Below are 16,861 nucleotides of genomic sequence, written 5' to 3'. Positions count from 1 at the left end.
TTTCATGACCGCATGCCCACTGGCCAACACAGCGGGGCGTCAAGACAGCAGCCAGCTTGCTGCGTGGCGCGTGCTCAGTCGAGTTTGATGTTCGCCGCCTTGATGACCTGCGCCCACTTGTCGATTTCGGCTTTCTGGAAAGCCTGCACTTGTTCGGGCGTCAAGGTCGAAGGCTGCATGCCCAGCCCCTTGATGCGGTCTTGCATCTCGGGGGTCTGGATGATCTTCAAAATCTCGGCATGCAGTTTGTCCACGATGGGCTTGGGCGTGCCTGCGGGGGCAAACAGCGCTTGCCAGGACACCACTTCAAAACCGGCGGTGCCGGGCCAGCCTGACTCGGCCACGGTGGGCACATCGGGCAGCGAATCGCTCAAGCGCTTGGCCGAGGTCACGGCCAAGGCACGCAGTTTGCCGCTCTGGATGTGGGCACCGGCCACCACGGTGGTGTCGAACATGAAGTCCACTTGGCCGCTCATCACGTCTTGAATGGCGGGTGCGCTGCCCTTGTAGGGCACATGGGTGAATTTGACGCCGCCCTTGAAGGCCAACAACTCTTGCGCCAAGTGTTGCGAAGTGCCGTTGCCGGCCGATGCGCCTGACAACTTGCCAGGGTTGGCTTTGGCCGCCGTCAGCAGGTCTTTGAGTGTTTTGTAAGGGCTGTTGGCCGCCACCACCAGCACCACCGGGTTGGTGCCGTAGAGGTAGACGGGCGTGAAGGATTTGATGGGGTCATAGCCCAGCTTGGGGTACAGGCTCACGTTGATGGCGTGCGAGCTGATGGTGCCGCCCAGCAGGTTGTAGCCGTCGGCGGGCGCGCGAGCCGCGATCTCAGAGCCCACGCTGCCACCCGCACCGCCCTTGTTTTCAATGACGAGGTTGGTGCCCAGCGCTGTGCCCAGCTTTTGCGAGACCACACGGGCCAGGATGTCGGTGGTGCCCCCAGCCGGAAAAGCCACCAGGTAGTTGATGGGCTTGGAGGGCCAGGGCGCTGCTTGGCTGAAGGCAGCGGGTGCCATGGCGGCTGCGGCGCAGGCCACGGCGGACTGGATGAATTGGCGGCGTTGTGTCATGGGATGTCTCCTCGTTGTGATCAAGTGGTTCAGGTGATGGGTGCAGGATTGAACAGCACCAGGGCGTTGTGCAGCTTCCACTGCTCGGCCCAGGTTTTGCGGCCACTGGCCACGTCCAGCATCATGCGGAACAGTTCCCAGCCGGCGTCTTCGATGGTGATCTCGCCGTCAGCGATGCGCCCGGCGTTCATGTCCATCAGGTCGTGCCAGCGGCGGGCCAGGTCGGTGCGGGTAGCTACCTTGACCACGGGGCAAGCCTGCAAGCCATAGGGCGTGCCGCGACCGGTGGTGAACACATGCACGTTCATGCCTGCAGCCAACTGCAGCGTGCCGCAAATGAAATCGCTCGCAGGCGTGGCGGCAAACACCAGGCCTTTTTGGTCCGCCTTGAGTTTGTCGCCCGGGGCCAGCACGCTGGCGATGGCCGAGCTGCCGCTCTTGATGATGGAGCCCATGGCTTTTTCGGCGATGTTGGACAAGCCACCGGCCTTGTTGCCCGGCGTGGTGTTGGCGGTGCGGTCCACACGCCCACGGTCTAAATATTGGTCGTACCAGCCAAGTTCACGCACGATGTCCTCGGCCACTTGGGGCGTGGCGGCGCGGCTGGTGAGTTGCTCCACCGCATCGCGCACTTCGGTGTTCTCTGAAAACATCACGGTACCACCGGCGCGCACGATCAGGTCGGCCATGTAGCCCACGGCAGGATTGGCGGTCACGCCAGAAAACGCATCGCTGCCACCGCACTGCACACCGACCACCAGGGTACTGGCCGGCACGGTCTGGCGGCGGCGTGCGTTCAAGCGCTCCAGGTGCGGGCGTGCACTTTGCACAATGTGCTCGATCATGGACATGAAGCCCACATGCGCATCGTCTTGCAGGCAGACCAGGTCAGGCCCCTGCCCTTCATCACGGGCATCGTGGATAGGGAAGCTGCCTGCAGGCAACAAGCGATCGGGTTGCAATTTTTCGCAGCCGAGGCTGACCACCATCACCTCGCCGCCAAAGTTGGGGTTCAGGCTGATGTGGCGCAGCGTGCGGATCGGGATCTCGGCACCGGGCGCATCGATCGCCACGCCGCAGCCGTAGGTGTGCTCCAGGCCCACCACGCCATCGACCTGCGGGAACAGTGGCAACAACTCGCGCTCGATGCGCTCCACCGCCACCTTGACCACGCCCGCCACGCACTGCACCGTGGTGGTGATGGCCAGCAGATTGCGCGTGCCGACCGAGCCATCGGCGTTGACATAGCCTTCAAAGGTGAAGCCTTCCAGCGGGGTTGGCGGCGCAGGCTGCACGGTGGCCATGGGCAAGCCTTGCAGTTCGCGTGCGGGCGGGATGTCGAGCAAGCGCTCGTGCACCCAGCTGCCTGCCGCAATGGCTTGGCGGGCATAGCCCACCGGCACGTTGTAGCGCAGCACGGCCTGGCCTTGGGCGAGGTCCACCAGGGCCACTTTGTGCCCCTGCGGCACCTTGTCACGCAGGGTCAAGCCTGCTGCAGGCCCTTCGGGCATGACGGTACCCGCAGGCAAGCCGCCGTCGTTGGCGATGATGGCCACGTTGTCAGCCGGGTGCATGCGGATCGCCAAAGGCGCACGGGTAGAACTCATGAACAGGTCTTCATCACTTGAGCAAATTCGGCAACCACAGCGTGAACTGCGGCACATAGGTCACCAGCAGCATGGCCAGGGTCAAAGCGCCGTAGAACGGCGCAATGGTGCGCATGACCTGCCCGACCGAGATGCCGCCAATCGCGCAGCCCACAAACTGCACCGACCCGACAGGTGGCGTGTTCAGGCCCAGCGCGCAGTTGATCAGCAGCATGATGCCGAACTGCATCGGGTCCATGCCAAAGTGCATGGCAATCGGCATGAAGATCGGTGTGCAGATCAAGATGGTTGCGGCCATGTCGAGGAAGGTGCCCAGGATGAACAACAAGATGTTGATCATCAAGAAGATGACCCAAGGCTCGCTGCTGATTTTTTGCATCAGCGCACCGGTCATCTGGGGCACTTCGTACAGAGCCATGAAGTAACCGAAGGCGTTGGAAATACCGATCAAGAGCAACACCACGCCGGTGGTTTTGCAGGCCTTGGCGCAGGCCTTGAGAAAATTCTGAAAGGTCAAGGTTCGGTAAACGATCACCGTGACAAACAAGGCCCAGGCCACGGCAATGGAAGCCGACTCGGTGGCCGTGAAAGCGCCCGACAAGATGCCGCCCAAAATGATGACCACCACAAACAAGCCGGGCATGGCCGCGCCAAAGGACTTGAGCACTTCGAGCCAACCGGGGAAGTTGCCGTGGATCGGGTAACCGCGTCGCACCGCCACCCAATAGGCCGCGCCCAGATTGCACAGCGTCAAGATGATCGCGGGCGCCAGGCCCGCCAGAATCAAACCCAGCACGCTCACCGAAGCCAGGCCCGAAGCAGCCAACGTGAAAATGATCATGTTGTGCGAGGTGGGCATGATGGCGCCCACCAGCGCAGCGTGCGTGGTCACGTTCACCGCGTAGTCGGCGTCGTAACCTTCTTTCTTCATGAGCGGGATCATGACCGAACCCATGGCCGACACATCGGCCAATGGCGAGCCCGCTACACCACCAAAGATGGTACAGCCGATCACGTTGCTCATGCCCAGACCGCCACGCACATGGCCCACCAGGCTGTTGGCAAAACGGACGATGCGATCCGCAATGCCGCCGTAGAGCATCAACTCACCGGCAAACACAAAAAACGGAATGGCCAGGAAGGAGAACACCTGCATGCCCCCAACCATTTTCTGAAACACCATGGCCACCGGCAAACCGGCCGCGATGATGGTGGCCACCGAGGACAGGCCAATGGCAAAAGCCACCGGTACGCCCAAAATCAAGAGGAGCGTGAAGCTCAGCGCAAGAACGGTGAGTTCCATGTTCAGTCCCAAACAGGTTCGACCACTTTGCCTTGCACGAGCGCAACAATGTGTTCAATGGAGAAGAGCAAAATCAAAGCGCCTGCGATGATCACCGGCACATAGTCGATGCCATCGGGCACGGGCAGCATGGGCTTTTTTTCCGCCCACTTGGCACTGGCCCAAAGCCAGCCGCCTTGCACCATCAAAAAGCCAAACAAAGCCACCAGGGCGTGGATCAAAATTTCGATGCGGTGTTGCCATTTTTCGGGCAACAAGACCACCAACGACTCCAGGCCGATGTGGCCCGCATCGCGCACCCCCACGGCCAAGCCAAAGGCGGTGACAAACAGCACGATCAACATGGCCAGGGCTTCGGCCCAGGTCGGCGTGTCGTTGAGCACATAGCGACCGATGACCTGCCACTGCACGCACAGGATCACGGCGATCAATCCGATCACGGCAAGAATCAGACAGATCTTGGAGATGGTCGCGCAAAATTTGGTGAACATGAAAAACTCCTGCCCCTGACACGATGTCAGGGGCACAGGGGATGCACAAAAGTTTCAGCCCATCACTTGGTGTCTTGGATGGCTTTGATCGCGCGCTTCATGTCGGGCGTGGTCATGAACTTGTCGTACACAGGGGCCATCACGGCTTGGAATGATTTTTTGTCCACTTCCACAATCTCGGCACCAGCAGCCTTCACATTGGCCAATGATTTGCTTTCGGCTTCGTCCCAAGCCTTGCGCTGCACAGCCACCGACTCTTTGGCTGCTTGGCGGATCATGGCTTGCTCGTTGGCTGGCAGCTTGTCCCACACCACTTTGGACATCACCAAAATCTCGGGGGCCATGGAGTGCTCGGTCTTGGAATAGACCTTGACGGCTTCCACGTGCTTGGCGGTGTCAAAGGAGGGGATGTTGTTTTCAGCGGCATCGATCAGGCCGGTTTTCAAGCCTGTGTAGACCTCGCCATAAGGCATGGGTGTGGCGTTGGCGCCCATGGCGCTGACCAATGCCACCCACAGGTCGGACTGCTGCACGCGGATCTTCAAGCCCTTGGCATCGGCCACGTTTTTAATGGCCTTCTTGGCGTAGATGGAGCGTGCGCCGCTGTCATAAAAGGCCAGGCCCACATAACCCACAGACTCGCAGCTCTTCAAGATTTCTGCGCCAACAGGGCCGTCCAGCGACTTGCGCATGTGGTCCACTGAGCGGAACAAGAAGGGCATGGTGGGCACCATGGTCATGGGGCACACGCCGTTCATGGGGGCCACGTTCACACGCACCAAATCCAGCGCGCCGATCTTGACCTGGTCGATGGTTTCTTTTTCAGAACCCAAAGCGCCTTTGTTGAAGACCTTGATCTTGTGCTTGCCGCCCGACAACTTGTCGAGCACGGTGCTCATGTGCTTGACCGCCACCACGGTGGGGTAGTCATCCGAATTGTGGATGTCGGCCGAGCGGAATTCAGTGGCTTGGGCGGACAAGGCCAAAGCGGCCGCGATGGCCATCAGGGATTTGTTGAGTTTCATGGTGTTGTCTCCAGGGTTAAGTTTTTGAAAAACACGTTACACACTTGCGGGAAAACGGGAAAACACAGGCTCGGGCAAACCACGCACGCCGGGCTGCAAGGCAATGACCGCCCCACTTTGGCCACGCGTGGCGTCTGTGGTCTGCGCCGGGATGATCGAAGTCACAAACATGTGGTCCAGGTCGGCCCCACCCAAAGCACACATGGACGGCTTGGGCATGGGCACCGTGAGCGATTGGCGCCACTGCCCTTGGGTATCAAAGTCATGGATCTGCCCGGCGTCGTTGCCGCAAATCCAATAATGACCTCGCTCATCGACCGCAGCGCCATCGGGGCGACCGGGCCAGTCGTTCATGTCCACAAACAGTCGGCGATTCGTCAAAGTGCCGCTGGCAGCCTCCAGATCGAAGGCCCAGATTTTTTGCACCTTGGGGTGCGAGTCCGACAAATACAAGGTGCGCCCATCGGGGCTCATGCCCAGACCATTGGGTGTGAGCAAGCCCGTGACGTGCGGACCTGTCAGGCCCCGCTCGTCCAGGCAATACAGACCGCCCAAGTCAGAGGCCAAAGACATGTCCATCACCATGGTGCCCACCCAGAGGCGGCCACTGGCGTCGCAACGCCCATCGTTGAAACGCATGCCCGGTGCGGGATGCTGGATGTGGGCCAGCCATTCGATGTCCACGGGTCCGCCTTCGTGAAGCGTGACGCGAGCGATGCCGGTTTCCATGGCCGCGATCAATTGACCCGGCACCGCCGTGAGCGCGATGCAGCCCACGCGCTCGGGCATGCGCCAGGATTGCACTGCTGCAGATGCGCCCGGCTCTGTGCAACGGATGAAAGGGCCTTCGATGTCCACCCACCACAGGCGCTGGCCGCGCACGTCCCACACGGGGGACTCCCCCACGCGGTCTTGCGTGTCGGCAATGGTTTGGTAAGCGTTCATCAAAAAGTGGCCAAGGTCTGCGGTGTTCTGCTACATTGCGATTAAGCGCTCAATGTGATCGGTTGTCGTACAAGTTGATTGTGAGAGCCTCCCTTCCAAACTGGAATGCGTACTTACCCGATGAACACCCCGCAAGCCGTCCCCGAAAAACGCAAATCGCGCAGCCTGACCTTTGAGTTGGTCGATCAGCTGAGCACCGAAATCCAGAACGGCACCCTGAGCAGTGGCCAAAAACTGCCCACCGAAGCAGCGATCATGGAGCGATTTGGCGTGAGCCGCACCGTGGTGCGTGAGGCGATTTCCAAACTGCAAGCCGCAGGTCTGGTGGAGACGCGCCACGGCATCGGCACCTTTGTGCTGGCGCAATCGGAGTCGCCATCTTTTAGAGTCAACCCGGGCCAACTGAGCACTTTGCACGATGTGATTGCCCTGCTGGAATTGCGCATCAGCATCGAGACCGAAGCCGCCGCGCTGGCCGCTGTGCGCCGCACCGAAGCCAACCTGCGCGTGATGCAAGAGGCCATGAGCGCCTTTTCAAGCGCCATCGAAGAAGGCCGAGACGCCATCGCGGCGGACTTTCAGTTCCACCACGAAATCGCCCGCGCCACGCAAAACAACCACTTCGCCGACATGATGAATTCGCTGGGATCGCAGTCGATTCCCCGCGCACGGCTGGAAACTACGCCCGTCGTCGATGCGACCCGACTGGCCTATTTGCGGCGGGTGCACCAGGAGCACGAAAACATCCTGAATGCGATTGCCGCACAAGACGCCGAGTCGGCCCGCGCCGCCATGCGCACCCACCTATCCAACAGCCGCGACCGGCACAAAAAAGGCGCATCCAGCCACCACTGAAGTTGCTGACAAGGGTTAACACGCATCACCCGATTCTGGTTTAAGTTGTACGATGTCTGTCAAATCAACAGCCATCACCCCCATGTCCCAGCCTTCTTCCACCCCTGTCGTCACCCGCATGCAGGTGATCCCCGTGGCGGGCCACGACGGCATGCTGATGAACCTCAGCGGCGCGCACGGCCCCTTCTTCACCCGCAACATCGTCATCCTGACCGACTCATCCGGCCACACCGGGGTGGGCGAAGTGCCCGGCGGCGAAAAAATCCGCCAGACCCTGGAAGATGCACGCCCCATGGTTGAAGGCCAGCCAATTGGCCAGTACAACGGGGTGCTGCAGGCCATGCGCCAACAGTTTGCCGACCGCGACAGCGGTGGCCGGGGCCAGCAAACCTTTGACCTGCGCACCACCATCCACGCCGTCACGGCCATGGAAAGCGCGCTGCTCGACCTGCTGGGCCAGCACCTGAACGTGCCGGTGTGCGCCTTGCTGGGCGAAGGCCAGCAGCGCCAGCGCGTGCAAATGCTGGGTTATCTGTTTTATGTGGGTGACCGACAACAAACCGACCTGCCCTACCGCAGCGAGCCCGATCAGGCCGACGACTGGTTGCGCCTGCGCCACGAAAAAGCCATGACGGCCGACGCCGTGGTGCGCCTGGCCGAAGCCGCACAAGCGCGCTACGGCTTTCAGGACTTCAAGCTCAAAGGCGGTGTGCTGCGCGGCGAAGAAGAGGTCGAGGCCGTGGTGGCCTTGCATGAGCGTTTTCCACAAGCGCGCATCACGCTCGACCCCAACGGCGGCTGGCTGCTCAAAGACGCGATCCGGCTGCTGCGCGACCACCGCAGCACCATGGCCTATGCCGAAGACCCTTGCGGCGCAGAAGGCGTGTTCTCGGGCCGCGAGGTCATGGCCGAATTCCGCCGCGCCACAGGCTTGCTGACCGCCACCAACATGGTCGCCACCGACTGGCGCGAAATGGCCCACAGCATCCAGCTGCAGTCGGTGGACATTCCACTGGCCGACCCGCATTTCTGGACGCTGCAAGGCTCGGTGCGCGTGGCGCAGCTGTGCCAGATGTACGACCTGACCTGGGGCTCGCATTCCAACAACCACTTCGACATTTCGCTGGCCATGTTCACCCAGTGCGCCGCGGCGGCACCCGGCAAGGTCACGGCCATCGACACGCACTGGATCTGGCAAGACGGCCAGTTCCTGACCAAAGACCCGCTGCAAATCAAGGGCGGCTACGTCGATGTGCCCGCCAAACCGGGCCTGGGCATCGAGGTGGACATGGACGCGGTGATGAAAGCCAATCAGCTTTACCAGCAACACGGCCTGGGCGCACGCGATGACGCCATCGCCATGCAATACCTGATCCCCGGCTGGAAGTTCAACAACAAGATGCCTAGCATGGTGCGCTGAGCACCCAAGGCCATTCACTCCAAAGAAGGAAACATCATGAAACTCGGATTCATTGGCTTGGGCATCATGGGCGCACCCATGGCCGGACACTTGCTGGCCGGTGGCCACGAGGTCTTTGCTTTTTCGCGCAGCGGCGTGCCTGCCGCCGTGGTTGCGCAAGGCGCACAGGCCTGCGCCAGCCCCGCCGAAGTCGCGCAAAAAGCCGACATCATCTTCACCATGGTGCCCGACACGCCCCATGTGGCCGATGTGCTGTTTGGTGCCAACGGCGTCGCCCAGGGCATCAGCACAGGCAAAACCGTGGTGGACATGAGCTCCATCTCGCCCATCGCCACCAAAGAGTTCGCGGCCAAGATCAACGCCCTAAGCTGCGACTACCTGGACGCACCCGTCTCGGGCGGTGAAGTGGGCGCCAAGGCAGCCAGCCTGACCATCATGGTGGGCGGCAGCGAAGCCACCTTCAACAAGGTGCAGCCCCTGTTTGCGCTGATGGGCAAGAACATCACCCTGATCGGCGACAACGGCAGCGGCCAGACCTGCAAAGTGGCCAACCAGATTGTCGTGGCGCTCAACATTGAGGCCGTGGGCGAAGCGCTGTTGTTTGCCGCCAAAGCCGGTGCCGACCCCGCCAAAGTGCGCCAGGCCCTGATGGGCGGCTTGGCCACCAGCCGCATTTTGGAGCTGCATGGCGAGCGCATGATCAAGCGCACCTTCAACCCGGGTTTCCGCATCGAGCTGCACCAAAAAGACCTGAACCTGGCGCTGGAAGGCGCCAAGGCCATGGGCCTGAGCCTGCCCAACACCGCCAGCACCCAGCAGCTGATGAGCAGCTGCGTGGCCCACGGTGGCGCAGGCTGGGACCACTCCGGCCTGGTGCGCGCTTTGGAGATCGCCGCCAACTTCCAGATCAGCCCGACCCCTGCCAATCCTTCTGCCGTTTAAGGAGCGCCCCATGGACTTCCCCATCAACCGTTTTAAGCACGCCATCCTGAATGGCCAAAAACAAATCGGCCTGTGGTCGCACCTGTGCAGCCCCATCAGCATCGAGATCCTGGCCCACTGCGGCTACGACTGGCTGCTCTTGGACATGGAGCACTCGCCCAACGAAGTGCCCGATGTGCTGGCCCAGCTGCAGGCCATGCAAGGCGGCACGGCCACGCCCATCGTGCGCCCCCCGTGGAACGACATGGTGACCTTCAAGCGTTTGCTCGACATCGGGGTGCAAACCCTCTTGGTGCCCTACATCCAGACCGCCGAAGAAGCGCGCAACGCGGTGTCGTATACGCGCTATCCACCGCAAGGCGTGCGTGGCTATGCCGGTGCGCCCCGCGCCAGCAACTACGGCCGTGTCAAAGGCTATGCCCAGCGCAGCGCTGAAGAAATTTGCGTGCTGCTGCAGGTCGAGACCATCGAAGGCCTGAAGAACATCGAGGAGATTGCCAACGTCGAAGGCGTCGATGGCGTCTTCATCGGCCCTGGCGATTTGTCTGCGGCTTTGGGCCACTTGGGCAACCCCAAGCACCCGGAAGTGCTCAAGGTCATTGACGAGGCGATTGCCCGCATCCAAGCGTGCGGCAAGGCCGCAGGCATCTTGACGGGCGACGAAGCCCTGGCCAAGCACTATGTGGCGCAAGGCTGCCTGTTTGTGGCCGTGGGGGCCGACCAGAACGTGCTGCGCGACAGCGCCCAAGCCCTGGCCGATCGTTTCAAAAACTGAACACACAGAACACCATGCTCAACCCACCCGCATCCCCCTTGAAGTTCCCCCGCCTGCTGCTCACCGGCGCTGGCGGCAACCTGGGCCAGGAGCTGCGCCCCCGCCTGAAGGCCTATTGCGAGGTGCTGCGCGTGAGCCACCGCCGCGACCTGGGCGCGGCCGCCGCTGGCGAGGAAGTGCAAACCGCTGCGCTGGAAGACGCCGACCAGATGATGGCCCTGCTCGATGGCGTGAGCGCCGTGGTGCACATGGGGGGCGTGTCCACCGAGCAGCCCTGGGCGCCCATCCTGGCGGGCAACATCGTGGGCATGGTCAACCTGTACGAAGCCGCACGCCTGAAGGGTGTCAAACGCATCGTGTTTGCCAGCTCCAACCACGTGACCGGCTTTTACCGGCAAGACGAGGTGGTCAACACCCGCATGCCGCCCAAGCCCGATGGCTTTTACGGCCTGTCCAAAGCCTTTGGCGAAGACTTGGCGCAGCTGTACTGGGACCGCTGGGGCATCGAGACGGTGAGCATCCGCATCGGCTCGTCGTTTACCGAACCCAAAGACCGCCGCATGCTGGCCACCTACCTGAGCTACGACGATCTGGAACGTTTGATCGTGGCGGCCCTGACTGCCCCCATCGTGGGCCACAGCATCATTTACGGCATGTCGGACAACCAGACCACCTGGTGGGACAACACCCATGCCAAGCACATCGGCTACCGGCCGCAAGATTCGTCAGACGTGTTCCGCAGCGCGGTGGAAGCACGCCAGCCCGTGATCGACACGAAGGACCCGGCGGCCATTTACCAAGGTGGTGCGTTTGTGAAAGCCACTCCGCACGGATAAGGACGGCTGCGCATGGGGTATCCTCCAGCCCGAAAAGGAAACCCCATGAGCACCCTGCCCGCCTGCCCGAAATGCCACGACGAATACACCTACGAAGATGGCAACCTGTTGATCTGCCCCAGCTGCGGGCACGAATGGAACCCTGCCGAAGCCGCTGCCGCTGATGTGGCCAAGGTCTGGAAAGACGCCAACGGCAACGTGCTGCAAGACGGCGACACCGTCACCCTGGTCAAGGACTTGAAGATCAAGGGATCGTCTTCCGTCGTCAAGGTCGGCACCAAGGTCAAGAACATCCGCCTGATCGAGGGTGACCACGACATCGACTGCAAGATCGAAGGCTTTGGCCCGATGCAGCTCAAAACCGAATTCGTCAAAAAAGCCTGACCCGGGCATGAGCGACGACAACCAGATCTACCTGCCCGAGAGCTTCACGGCACTGTATGTGCCGCCAGGCAAGATCAAGCCCAACATCGGCCACCGCGAGATGGCCGAGCGCTACGAGCTGTGCGAAGACCTGGCCAATTTGCTGACCGAAAAGGCCGCCAACATGCAGTTCACACTGGGCATCACCGAAGAGCTGGTGCTGACGCAATGCGAGCTGGGCCTGCTGGCCGAGCCTGCGGTGGTGTCGCCCGTCGAAGCCCGTTGGGTGGTGTGTCGCCTGGGCGAGTTGCTGAACTGGCCCATCGACCAGCTGCTGCAAAGTCCGCCGACAGCAGACCCTGTGGTCTGATCCTGCACCCCGCCCTTGTCGCCTAAGTCCACCATCTGGGCCGCACTTGCTGCCAAGATGCGGGCATGAGCACACCGCAAAACGATCTGCAGCGCATGCTGCACGGCCCCATCTTGCCCACCTTGCTGCGCCTGGCTGCACCCAATGTGCTGGCCATGGTCATGACGGTGCTGGTGGGCATTGCCGAGACCTATTACGTGGGCCGCTTGGGCACCGCGCCGCTGGCGGCCATGGCCCTGGTGTTTCCCTTTGCCATGCTCACGCAGATGATGTCGGCCGGCGCCATGGGCGGCGGCGTGTCCGCGGCCATCAGCCGGGCGCTGGGCGCATCGGACTTGCCCCGCGCCCAAACCCTGCTGCAACATGCCTTGCTGATCGGCATCGGCGCGGGCTTGGTCTACAGCGCCATCTTCCTGATCTGGGGCCCCGGCTTTTACAGCGCACTGGGCGGCAAAGACGCCGTGCTGAGCGAAGCTGTGGGCTATGCCCAAGTGCTGTTTGCGGGGGCGCTCTTCGTCTGGTTGATCAACACCCTGGCGTCTGTTGTGCGCGGCACCGGCAACATGCGGGTGCCTTCGGTGGCGCTGGTGGCCACCGCCGGTTTGCAAATCGTGCTGGGCGGCATGCTGTCGCTGGGCGCGGGCCCGATCCCGGCCATGGGCATGGTGGGCGTGGCTTGGGGCCACATCATCGCCACCGCTTTGGGGGTGGCGTATTTCCTGTGGTACCTGACAAGTGGGCAAGGCCGCCTGAGCCTGAAGCTGCAAGCCTTTGAAATGCAGCGCGGCATGTTTGCCGACATCCTCAAAGTGGGCGCGGTGGCCTGTCTATCCCCGGTTCAGTCGGTGCTGGCCATTTTGATTTTCACCGGCATGCTGGCGCAACTGGGCACCGAAGCCCTGGCCGGTTACGGCATCGGCCAGCGGCTGGAATTTTTGTTGATCCCGATCGCCTTTGGCATTGGCGTGGCCTCGGTGCCCATGGTGGGCATGGCCATGGGCGCAGGCAACGCGGCCCGCGCACGGCGCGTGGCCTGGGTGGCCGGTGGCGTGTCGGCCTTCAACCTGGCCGTGATTGGCGCCGTGGTCACCCTGGCGCCCGAGTTGTGGTCCCGCTTGTTCTCGCAAGACCCGGCAGTGCTCGGCTATGCACGGCAATACCTGGTCACGGCCGGGCCTGCGTTTCCCTTCTTTGGCCTGGGCCTGACGCTCTACTTTGCATCGCAAGGCGCAGGCCAAGTCATTGGCCCTGTCTTGGCGGGCACGGTGCGTTTGCTGATGGTCGCCGGTGCGGGTTACTGGCTGGCCCAACACCAAGGCACGGCCGACAACTTTTATGGTTTGGTGGCCATCGCCATGGTGCTGTATGGCGCGGTCACGGCGTTGGCCGTGAAGGTCACGCCCTGGAGCGCCACCCGAAAAGCCTGAGGTGTGCCCCGCTCAGAAGGTATGCACCATCAACAGGCCAACCGACGTGCGGTTCACGACCGGCACCAGCAAGTACTTGTCGGTGGCCCAAGCCCCCAGCGCCGAACCCAAGGCGTGCCAGGCCATGTCCTTGATCTGGCTGTTGCGATTGGCGCCACGCGAAATTTCGTAGCCCTGCTCCAGCACCACCGCAGCCGTGCTCACGGCAAAGCCGATCCACGCCCGGTTTTCCGATTCACTGTAGATCTTGGCCACGGCGCCTGCCAGCAAGGCGCCGCCGGCAGCATGGCTCAACTCACTGGTCAAGCCATCGTAGGCATGGGTGTGGGCCGAACAAAAGAACAGCGCGATGGCTAAAAATCTTTTCATGGGCTTTCACCTTTTGGAAAATTTAAAAGGAAAGTCTAGGGCAAGCTGCACCGCATCAGAGGCTACGGGCCAAGTGAAACTTGACCCACGTCAACAAACAGTCATGCCCGGACAATGCGTGGGCAGGCGCGTCTTCATGCGGCTTTGTCCAGCCCCAACAAACGCACCGCGTTGTCCTTCAAGATGCCGGGCATCACCTCGGGGCGGAAACCGGCGACTTCAAAGTCCTTCATCCAGCGCTCGGGCGTGATGAGTGGGTAGTCGCTGCCAAACAAAATGCGGTCTTTGAGCAGCGTGTTGGCGTACTGGATCAATTGCTTTGGAAAGTACTTGGGGCTCCAGCCCGACAGGTCGATCCAGACATTGGGCTTGTGCGTGGCCACGGACAGGGCCTCGTCTTGCCACGGAAAACTGGGGTGCGCCATGACGATCTGCATGTCGGGCCAGTCGATGGCCACATCGTCCAGGTGCATGGGGTTGCTGTAGGCCAGGCGCAAGCCACCGCCACAGCGCATGCCCGAGCCGATGCCGCTGTGCCCGGTGTGAAAGATCGCGGGCATCTTGTACTGGTTGATGACCTCGTAGATGGGCCAGGCCATCTTGTCGTAAGGGTGGTAACCCTGCACCGTGGGGTGAAACTTGAAGCCCTTGATGCCCTCTTCTTTGATCAGGCGCTCGGCCTCGCGGGCGCCCATCTTGCCTTTGTGCGGGTCGATGCTGGCAAAGGCGATCATCATGTCGCTGTTGTCGCGTGCAGCCTTGGCGATCTCTTCGTTGGGAATGCGGCGGCGGCCCAGCTGCGATTCGCTGTCGACGGTGAACATGACCAGACCGATCTTGCGCTCTCGGTAATAGGCCACGGTTTCTTCGATGGTCGGGCGGCGGTTGCTGCCAAAGAACTTGTCGGCGGCGCGGTCGTATTCCTCGCCGTAGTTGTCAAAGGGGTTCCAGCAGCTCACTTCGGCGTGGGTGTGGATGTCAATCGCGATCAAGTCTTGGTGTTTCATGGTGGGTGCGTCTCCATTGAAGTGGTGCTGACGATAGCCGATGCGGCGCAAACAGGCTGTAACTTGCAGGCGTTTGGCCGTTTTTGATGCCCAACCTAGGGAAATCCCCAAGAAAGAAATTGCATTGGCCTGCTCACAATATCGTTATCAATAATAACCTTCTTGACCTTTCGGTCAAGTCATTTGAGAGCCCCCCTGATGACCCAGCAAAGCAATCCCATCCTTGACCGTGCAGCCGCCAACGGCGTTGTTTTGGAAATGCAAGGCGCTGTCGCTGTGGTGCGTCTGTGCCGCCCTGCCAAGCGCAACGCCCTGAGCGACGGCCTGATCGAAGCGCTGCGCGATGTGTTCCAAAACCTGCCCCCAGAGGCTGGTGCGGCCGTGATCCACGGTGAAGGCGACCATTTTTGCGCCGGCCTCGATTTGTCCGAACTCAAAGAGCGCGACGCCGGTGAAGGCATCCACCACTCACGCAGCTGGCACGTCGCGCTCAACGCGGTCGAGCAAGGCCGCGTGCCCGTGGTGGCGGCCCTGCACGGCGCGGTGGTCGGTGGCGGCCTGGAGCTGGCTTCCGCCTCGCACATCCGCGTGGCCGACGAAAGCACTTTTTACGCGCTGCCCGAAGGCACACGCGGCATCTTCGTCGGTGGTGGCGGCTCGGTGCGCGTGCCCAAGCTGATCGGCGCGGCCCGCATGACCGACATGATGCTGACTGGCCGCGTGTACAACGCGCAAGACGGCGAGCGCGTGGGCTTTGCACAGTACCTGGTGCCCACTGGCACGGCTTTGACCAAGGCCATTGAGCTGGCCGCCCGCATTGCCACCAATGCGCCACTGACCAACTTTGCCCTGACCCACGCCCTGCCCCGCATTGCCGAGCAACCTGCGGACCACGGCCTGTTCACCGAAGCGCTGATGGCCTCCATCGCCCAGTCCGCGCCCGAAGCCAAAGCCCGTGTGCGCGCCTTCCTCGAAGGCAAGGCGGCGAAGGTGCAAAAAAGCTGAAAACAAGTGTCATTCCCGCGCATGCGGGAATCCCTCTCAGACATGGAGCCCCATCTTCACGGGGATGACCAGACACTGATCGTACGGAGACAAAACATGAACGCCCCCAAATTCCGCCCACTGAAGTTCGGTGTCACCCGCGTCACCCTGCGCGATGGCGTGCCCGGCACGCATTACCTGACGGCCGAGCAGCCTTTGCAGCCCTTTGCCGAGCGCATGACCGACCGCCTGCAACACTGGGCCCAAACCAAGCCCGAGCACAGCTTCATGGCGCGCCGCGTCAAGCAGGCCGACGGCACCACGGGCGACTGGAAGCACATCACCTACGCCCAGGCCTGGGCCACGGCGCGCAACATTGCACAAGGCCTGATCGACCGCGGTCTGAACGCCGAGCGTCCCGTGGTCATCCTGAGCGAAAACAGCCTGGAGCACGCCCTGCTGGCCTTGGGCGCCATGGTGGCCGGTGTGCCTTTTGTGCCCACCTCGCCGCCCTACTCGCTGGTCAGCGTGGACTACGACAAGCTCAAGCACGTGCTCAAGACCGTGACGCCAGGCCTGGTGTTCGCGTCTGACGCCCGCTACGCCAAAGCCATTGCCGCCACAGTGAGCGACGACATGGAAGTCGTCATGGTCGAAGGCGGCGTGGATGGCCGCCCAGTCACCACCTTTGACAGCCTGTGCGCCACGGTGGCCACACCCGCTGTGGACGCAGCCATTGCCGCCACCGGCCCCGACACCATCGTCAAGTTTTTGTTCACCAGCGGCTCCACCAAGCTGCCCAAGGCCGTCATCAACACCCAGCGCTTGTGGTGCGCCAACCAGCAGCAAATGGCCCAGTCCATGCCGGTGCTGGCCGAAAAAGAGCTGGTGTTGGTCGACTGGCTGCCATGGAACCACACCTTCGGTGGCAACCACAACGTCGGCATGGCGATCTACCACGGCGGCACGCTCTACATCGACGACGGCAAGCCCACACCGGCGCTGATCGGCGAGACCCTGCGCAACCTGCGCGAGATCGCGCCCACGGTGTACTTCAACGTGCCCACCGGCT

Annotated in this window: 18 protein-coding genes; 10 read left to right on the top strand and 8 right to left on the bottom strand. The window is 62.0% G+C overall.

Going from position 1 to position 16,861, the window contains the following annotated elements; translation table 11 throughout:
* Nucleotides 1-74: 74 nt before the first annotated feature.
* From Q1W40_RS00105 to Q1W40_RS00080, 6 genes are all read right to left on the bottom strand, one after another.
* Nucleotides 75-1,016 (bottom strand): tripartite tricarboxylate transporter substrate binding protein, encoded by a 942-nt coding sequence (locus Q1W40_RS00105; RefSeq protein ID WP_300707741.1) that lies wholly within the window; start codon nt 1,014-1,016, stop codon nt 75-77.
* Nucleotides 1,017-1,099: 83 nt separating this feature from the next.
* Nucleotides 1,100-2,677, bottom strand: coding sequence for a galactarate dehydratase (gene garD / locus Q1W40_RS00100; RefSeq protein ID WP_300707598.1), 1,578 nt, complete (start codon nt 2,675-2,677; stop codon nt 1,100-1,102).
* 13 nt (nt 2,678-2,690) lie between these two features.
* The gene (locus tag Q1W40_RS00095) at nt 2,691-3,980 is read right to left on the bottom strand and encodes a TRAP transporter large permease (RefSeq protein WP_300707596.1); all 1,290 of its coding nucleotides are present in this window, start codon (nt 3,978-3,980) and stop codon (nt 2,691-2,693) included.
* Between the two features lie 2 nt (nt 3,981-3,982).
* Nucleotides 3,983-4,471 carry a TRAP transporter small permease gene (locus Q1W40_RS00090; protein WP_300707594.1) on the bottom strand — a complete coding sequence of 163 codons (489 nt, stop codon included), beginning with the start codon at nt 4,469-4,471 and terminating at the stop codon, nt 3,983-3,985.
* Between the two features lie 62 nt (nt 4,472-4,533).
* Nucleotides 4,534-5,496: a TRAP transporter substrate-binding protein gene (locus tag Q1W40_RS00085; RefSeq protein WP_300707592.1), complete on the bottom strand. Its 963-nt coding sequence runs from the start codon at nt 5,494-5,496 to the stop codon at nt 4,534-4,536.
* A gap of 36 nt (nt 5,497-5,532) precedes the next feature.
* Nucleotides 5,533-6,441 carry an SMP-30/gluconolactonase/LRE family protein gene (locus Q1W40_RS00080; protein WP_300707590.1) on the bottom strand — a complete coding sequence of 303 codons (909 nt, stop codon included), beginning with the start codon at nt 6,439-6,441 and terminating at the stop codon, nt 5,533-5,535.
* Between the two features lie 120 nt (nt 6,442-6,561).
* On the opposite strand from Q1W40_RS00080, the gene Q1W40_RS00075 reads away from it, so the two are divergent.
* From Q1W40_RS00075 to Q1W40_RS00040, 8 genes are all read left to right on the top strand, one after another.
* Nucleotides 6,562-7,296 (top strand): FadR/GntR family transcriptional regulator, encoded by a 735-nt coding sequence (locus tag Q1W40_RS00075; RefSeq protein WP_300707588.1) that lies wholly within the window; start codon nt 6,562-6,564, stop codon nt 7,294-7,296.
* Between the two features lie 82 nt (nt 7,297-7,378).
* A complete protein-coding gene (gudD, locus tag Q1W40_RS00070) occupies nt 7,379-8,716 on the top strand; it encodes a glucarate dehydratase (RefSeq protein WP_300707586.1) in 1,338 nt (445 codons plus the stop codon).
* Nucleotides 8,717-8,728: 12 nt separating this feature from the next.
* The gene (locus Q1W40_RS00065; RefSeq protein ID WP_300707739.1) at nt 8,729-9,658 is read left to right on the top strand and encodes a 2-hydroxy-3-oxopropionate reductase; all 930 of its coding nucleotides are present in this window, start codon (nt 8,729-8,731) and stop codon (nt 9,656-9,658) included.
* Nucleotides 9,659-9,668: 10 nt separating this feature from the next.
* The gene (locus Q1W40_RS00060; RefSeq protein WP_300707584.1) at nt 9,669-10,433 is read left to right on the top strand and encodes an aldolase/citrate lyase family protein; all 765 of its coding nucleotides are present in this window, start codon (nt 9,669-9,671) and stop codon (nt 10,431-10,433) included.
* 14 nt (nt 10,434-10,447) lie between these two features.
* The gene (locus Q1W40_RS00055; RefSeq protein ID WP_300707582.1) at nt 10,448-11,269 is read left to right on the top strand and encodes an NAD(P)-dependent oxidoreductase; all 822 of its coding nucleotides are present in this window, start codon (nt 10,448-10,450) and stop codon (nt 11,267-11,269) included.
* A gap of 45 nt (nt 11,270-11,314) precedes the next feature.
* Nucleotides 11,315-11,653 (top strand): zinc ribbon domain-containing protein YjdM, encoded by a 339-nt coding sequence (locus tag Q1W40_RS00050; protein ID WP_108326551.1) that lies wholly within the window; start codon nt 11,315-11,317, stop codon nt 11,651-11,653.
* 7 nt (nt 11,654-11,660) lie between these two features.
* On the top strand, nt 11,661-12,002 hold the full coding sequence (locus Q1W40_RS00045; RefSeq protein WP_300707540.1) for an ATPase with chaperone activity: 342 nt from the start codon (nt 11,661-11,663) through the stop codon (nt 12,000-12,002).
* Between the two features lie 65 nt (nt 12,003-12,067).
* Entirely contained in the window at nt 12,068-13,429 is a 1,362-nt protein-coding gene (locus Q1W40_RS00040; protein ID WP_300707538.1) for an MATE family efflux transporter, read from the top strand.
* A gap of 12 nt (nt 13,430-13,441) precedes the next feature.
* Here the strand turns inward: Q1W40_RS00040 and Q1W40_RS00035 are convergent, their stop codons facing one another.
* Together Q1W40_RS00035 and Q1W40_RS00030 are read right to left on the bottom strand one after the other, a co-directional pair.
* Nucleotides 13,442-13,798 carry a hypothetical protein gene (locus tag Q1W40_RS00035; RefSeq protein ID WP_300707536.1) on the bottom strand — a complete coding sequence of 119 codons (357 nt, stop codon included), beginning with the start codon at nt 13,796-13,798 and terminating at the stop codon, nt 13,442-13,444.
* A 134-nt stretch (nt 13,799-13,932) separates the two neighbouring features.
* Nucleotides 13,933-14,805, bottom strand: coding sequence for an amidohydrolase family protein (locus Q1W40_RS00030; protein ID WP_300707534.1), 873 nt, complete (start codon nt 14,803-14,805; stop codon nt 13,933-13,935).
* Nucleotides 14,806-15,003: 198 nt separating this feature from the next.
* Here Q1W40_RS00030 and Q1W40_RS00025 point away from each other — a divergent pair, with 198 nt between their 5' ends.
* A complete protein-coding gene (locus Q1W40_RS00025; protein WP_300707532.1) occupies nt 15,004-15,810 on the top strand; it encodes a crotonase/enoyl-CoA hydratase family protein in 807 nt (268 codons plus the stop codon).
* Between the two features lie 96 nt (nt 15,811-15,906).
* Nucleotides 15,907-16,861, top strand: a 955-nt coding sequence (locus tag Q1W40_RS00020) for an AMP-binding protein (protein WP_300707530.1), incomplete at its 3' end; no start/stop codon positions are given.

It is taken from the genome of Limnohabitans sp. (genome assembly GCF_030158565.1).
Classification (GTDB): Bacteria; Pseudomonadota; Gammaproteobacteria; order Burkholderiales; family Burkholderiaceae_C; genus Limnohabitans_A.
This window is presented reverse-complemented; position numbering and strand designations above follow the sequence as displayed.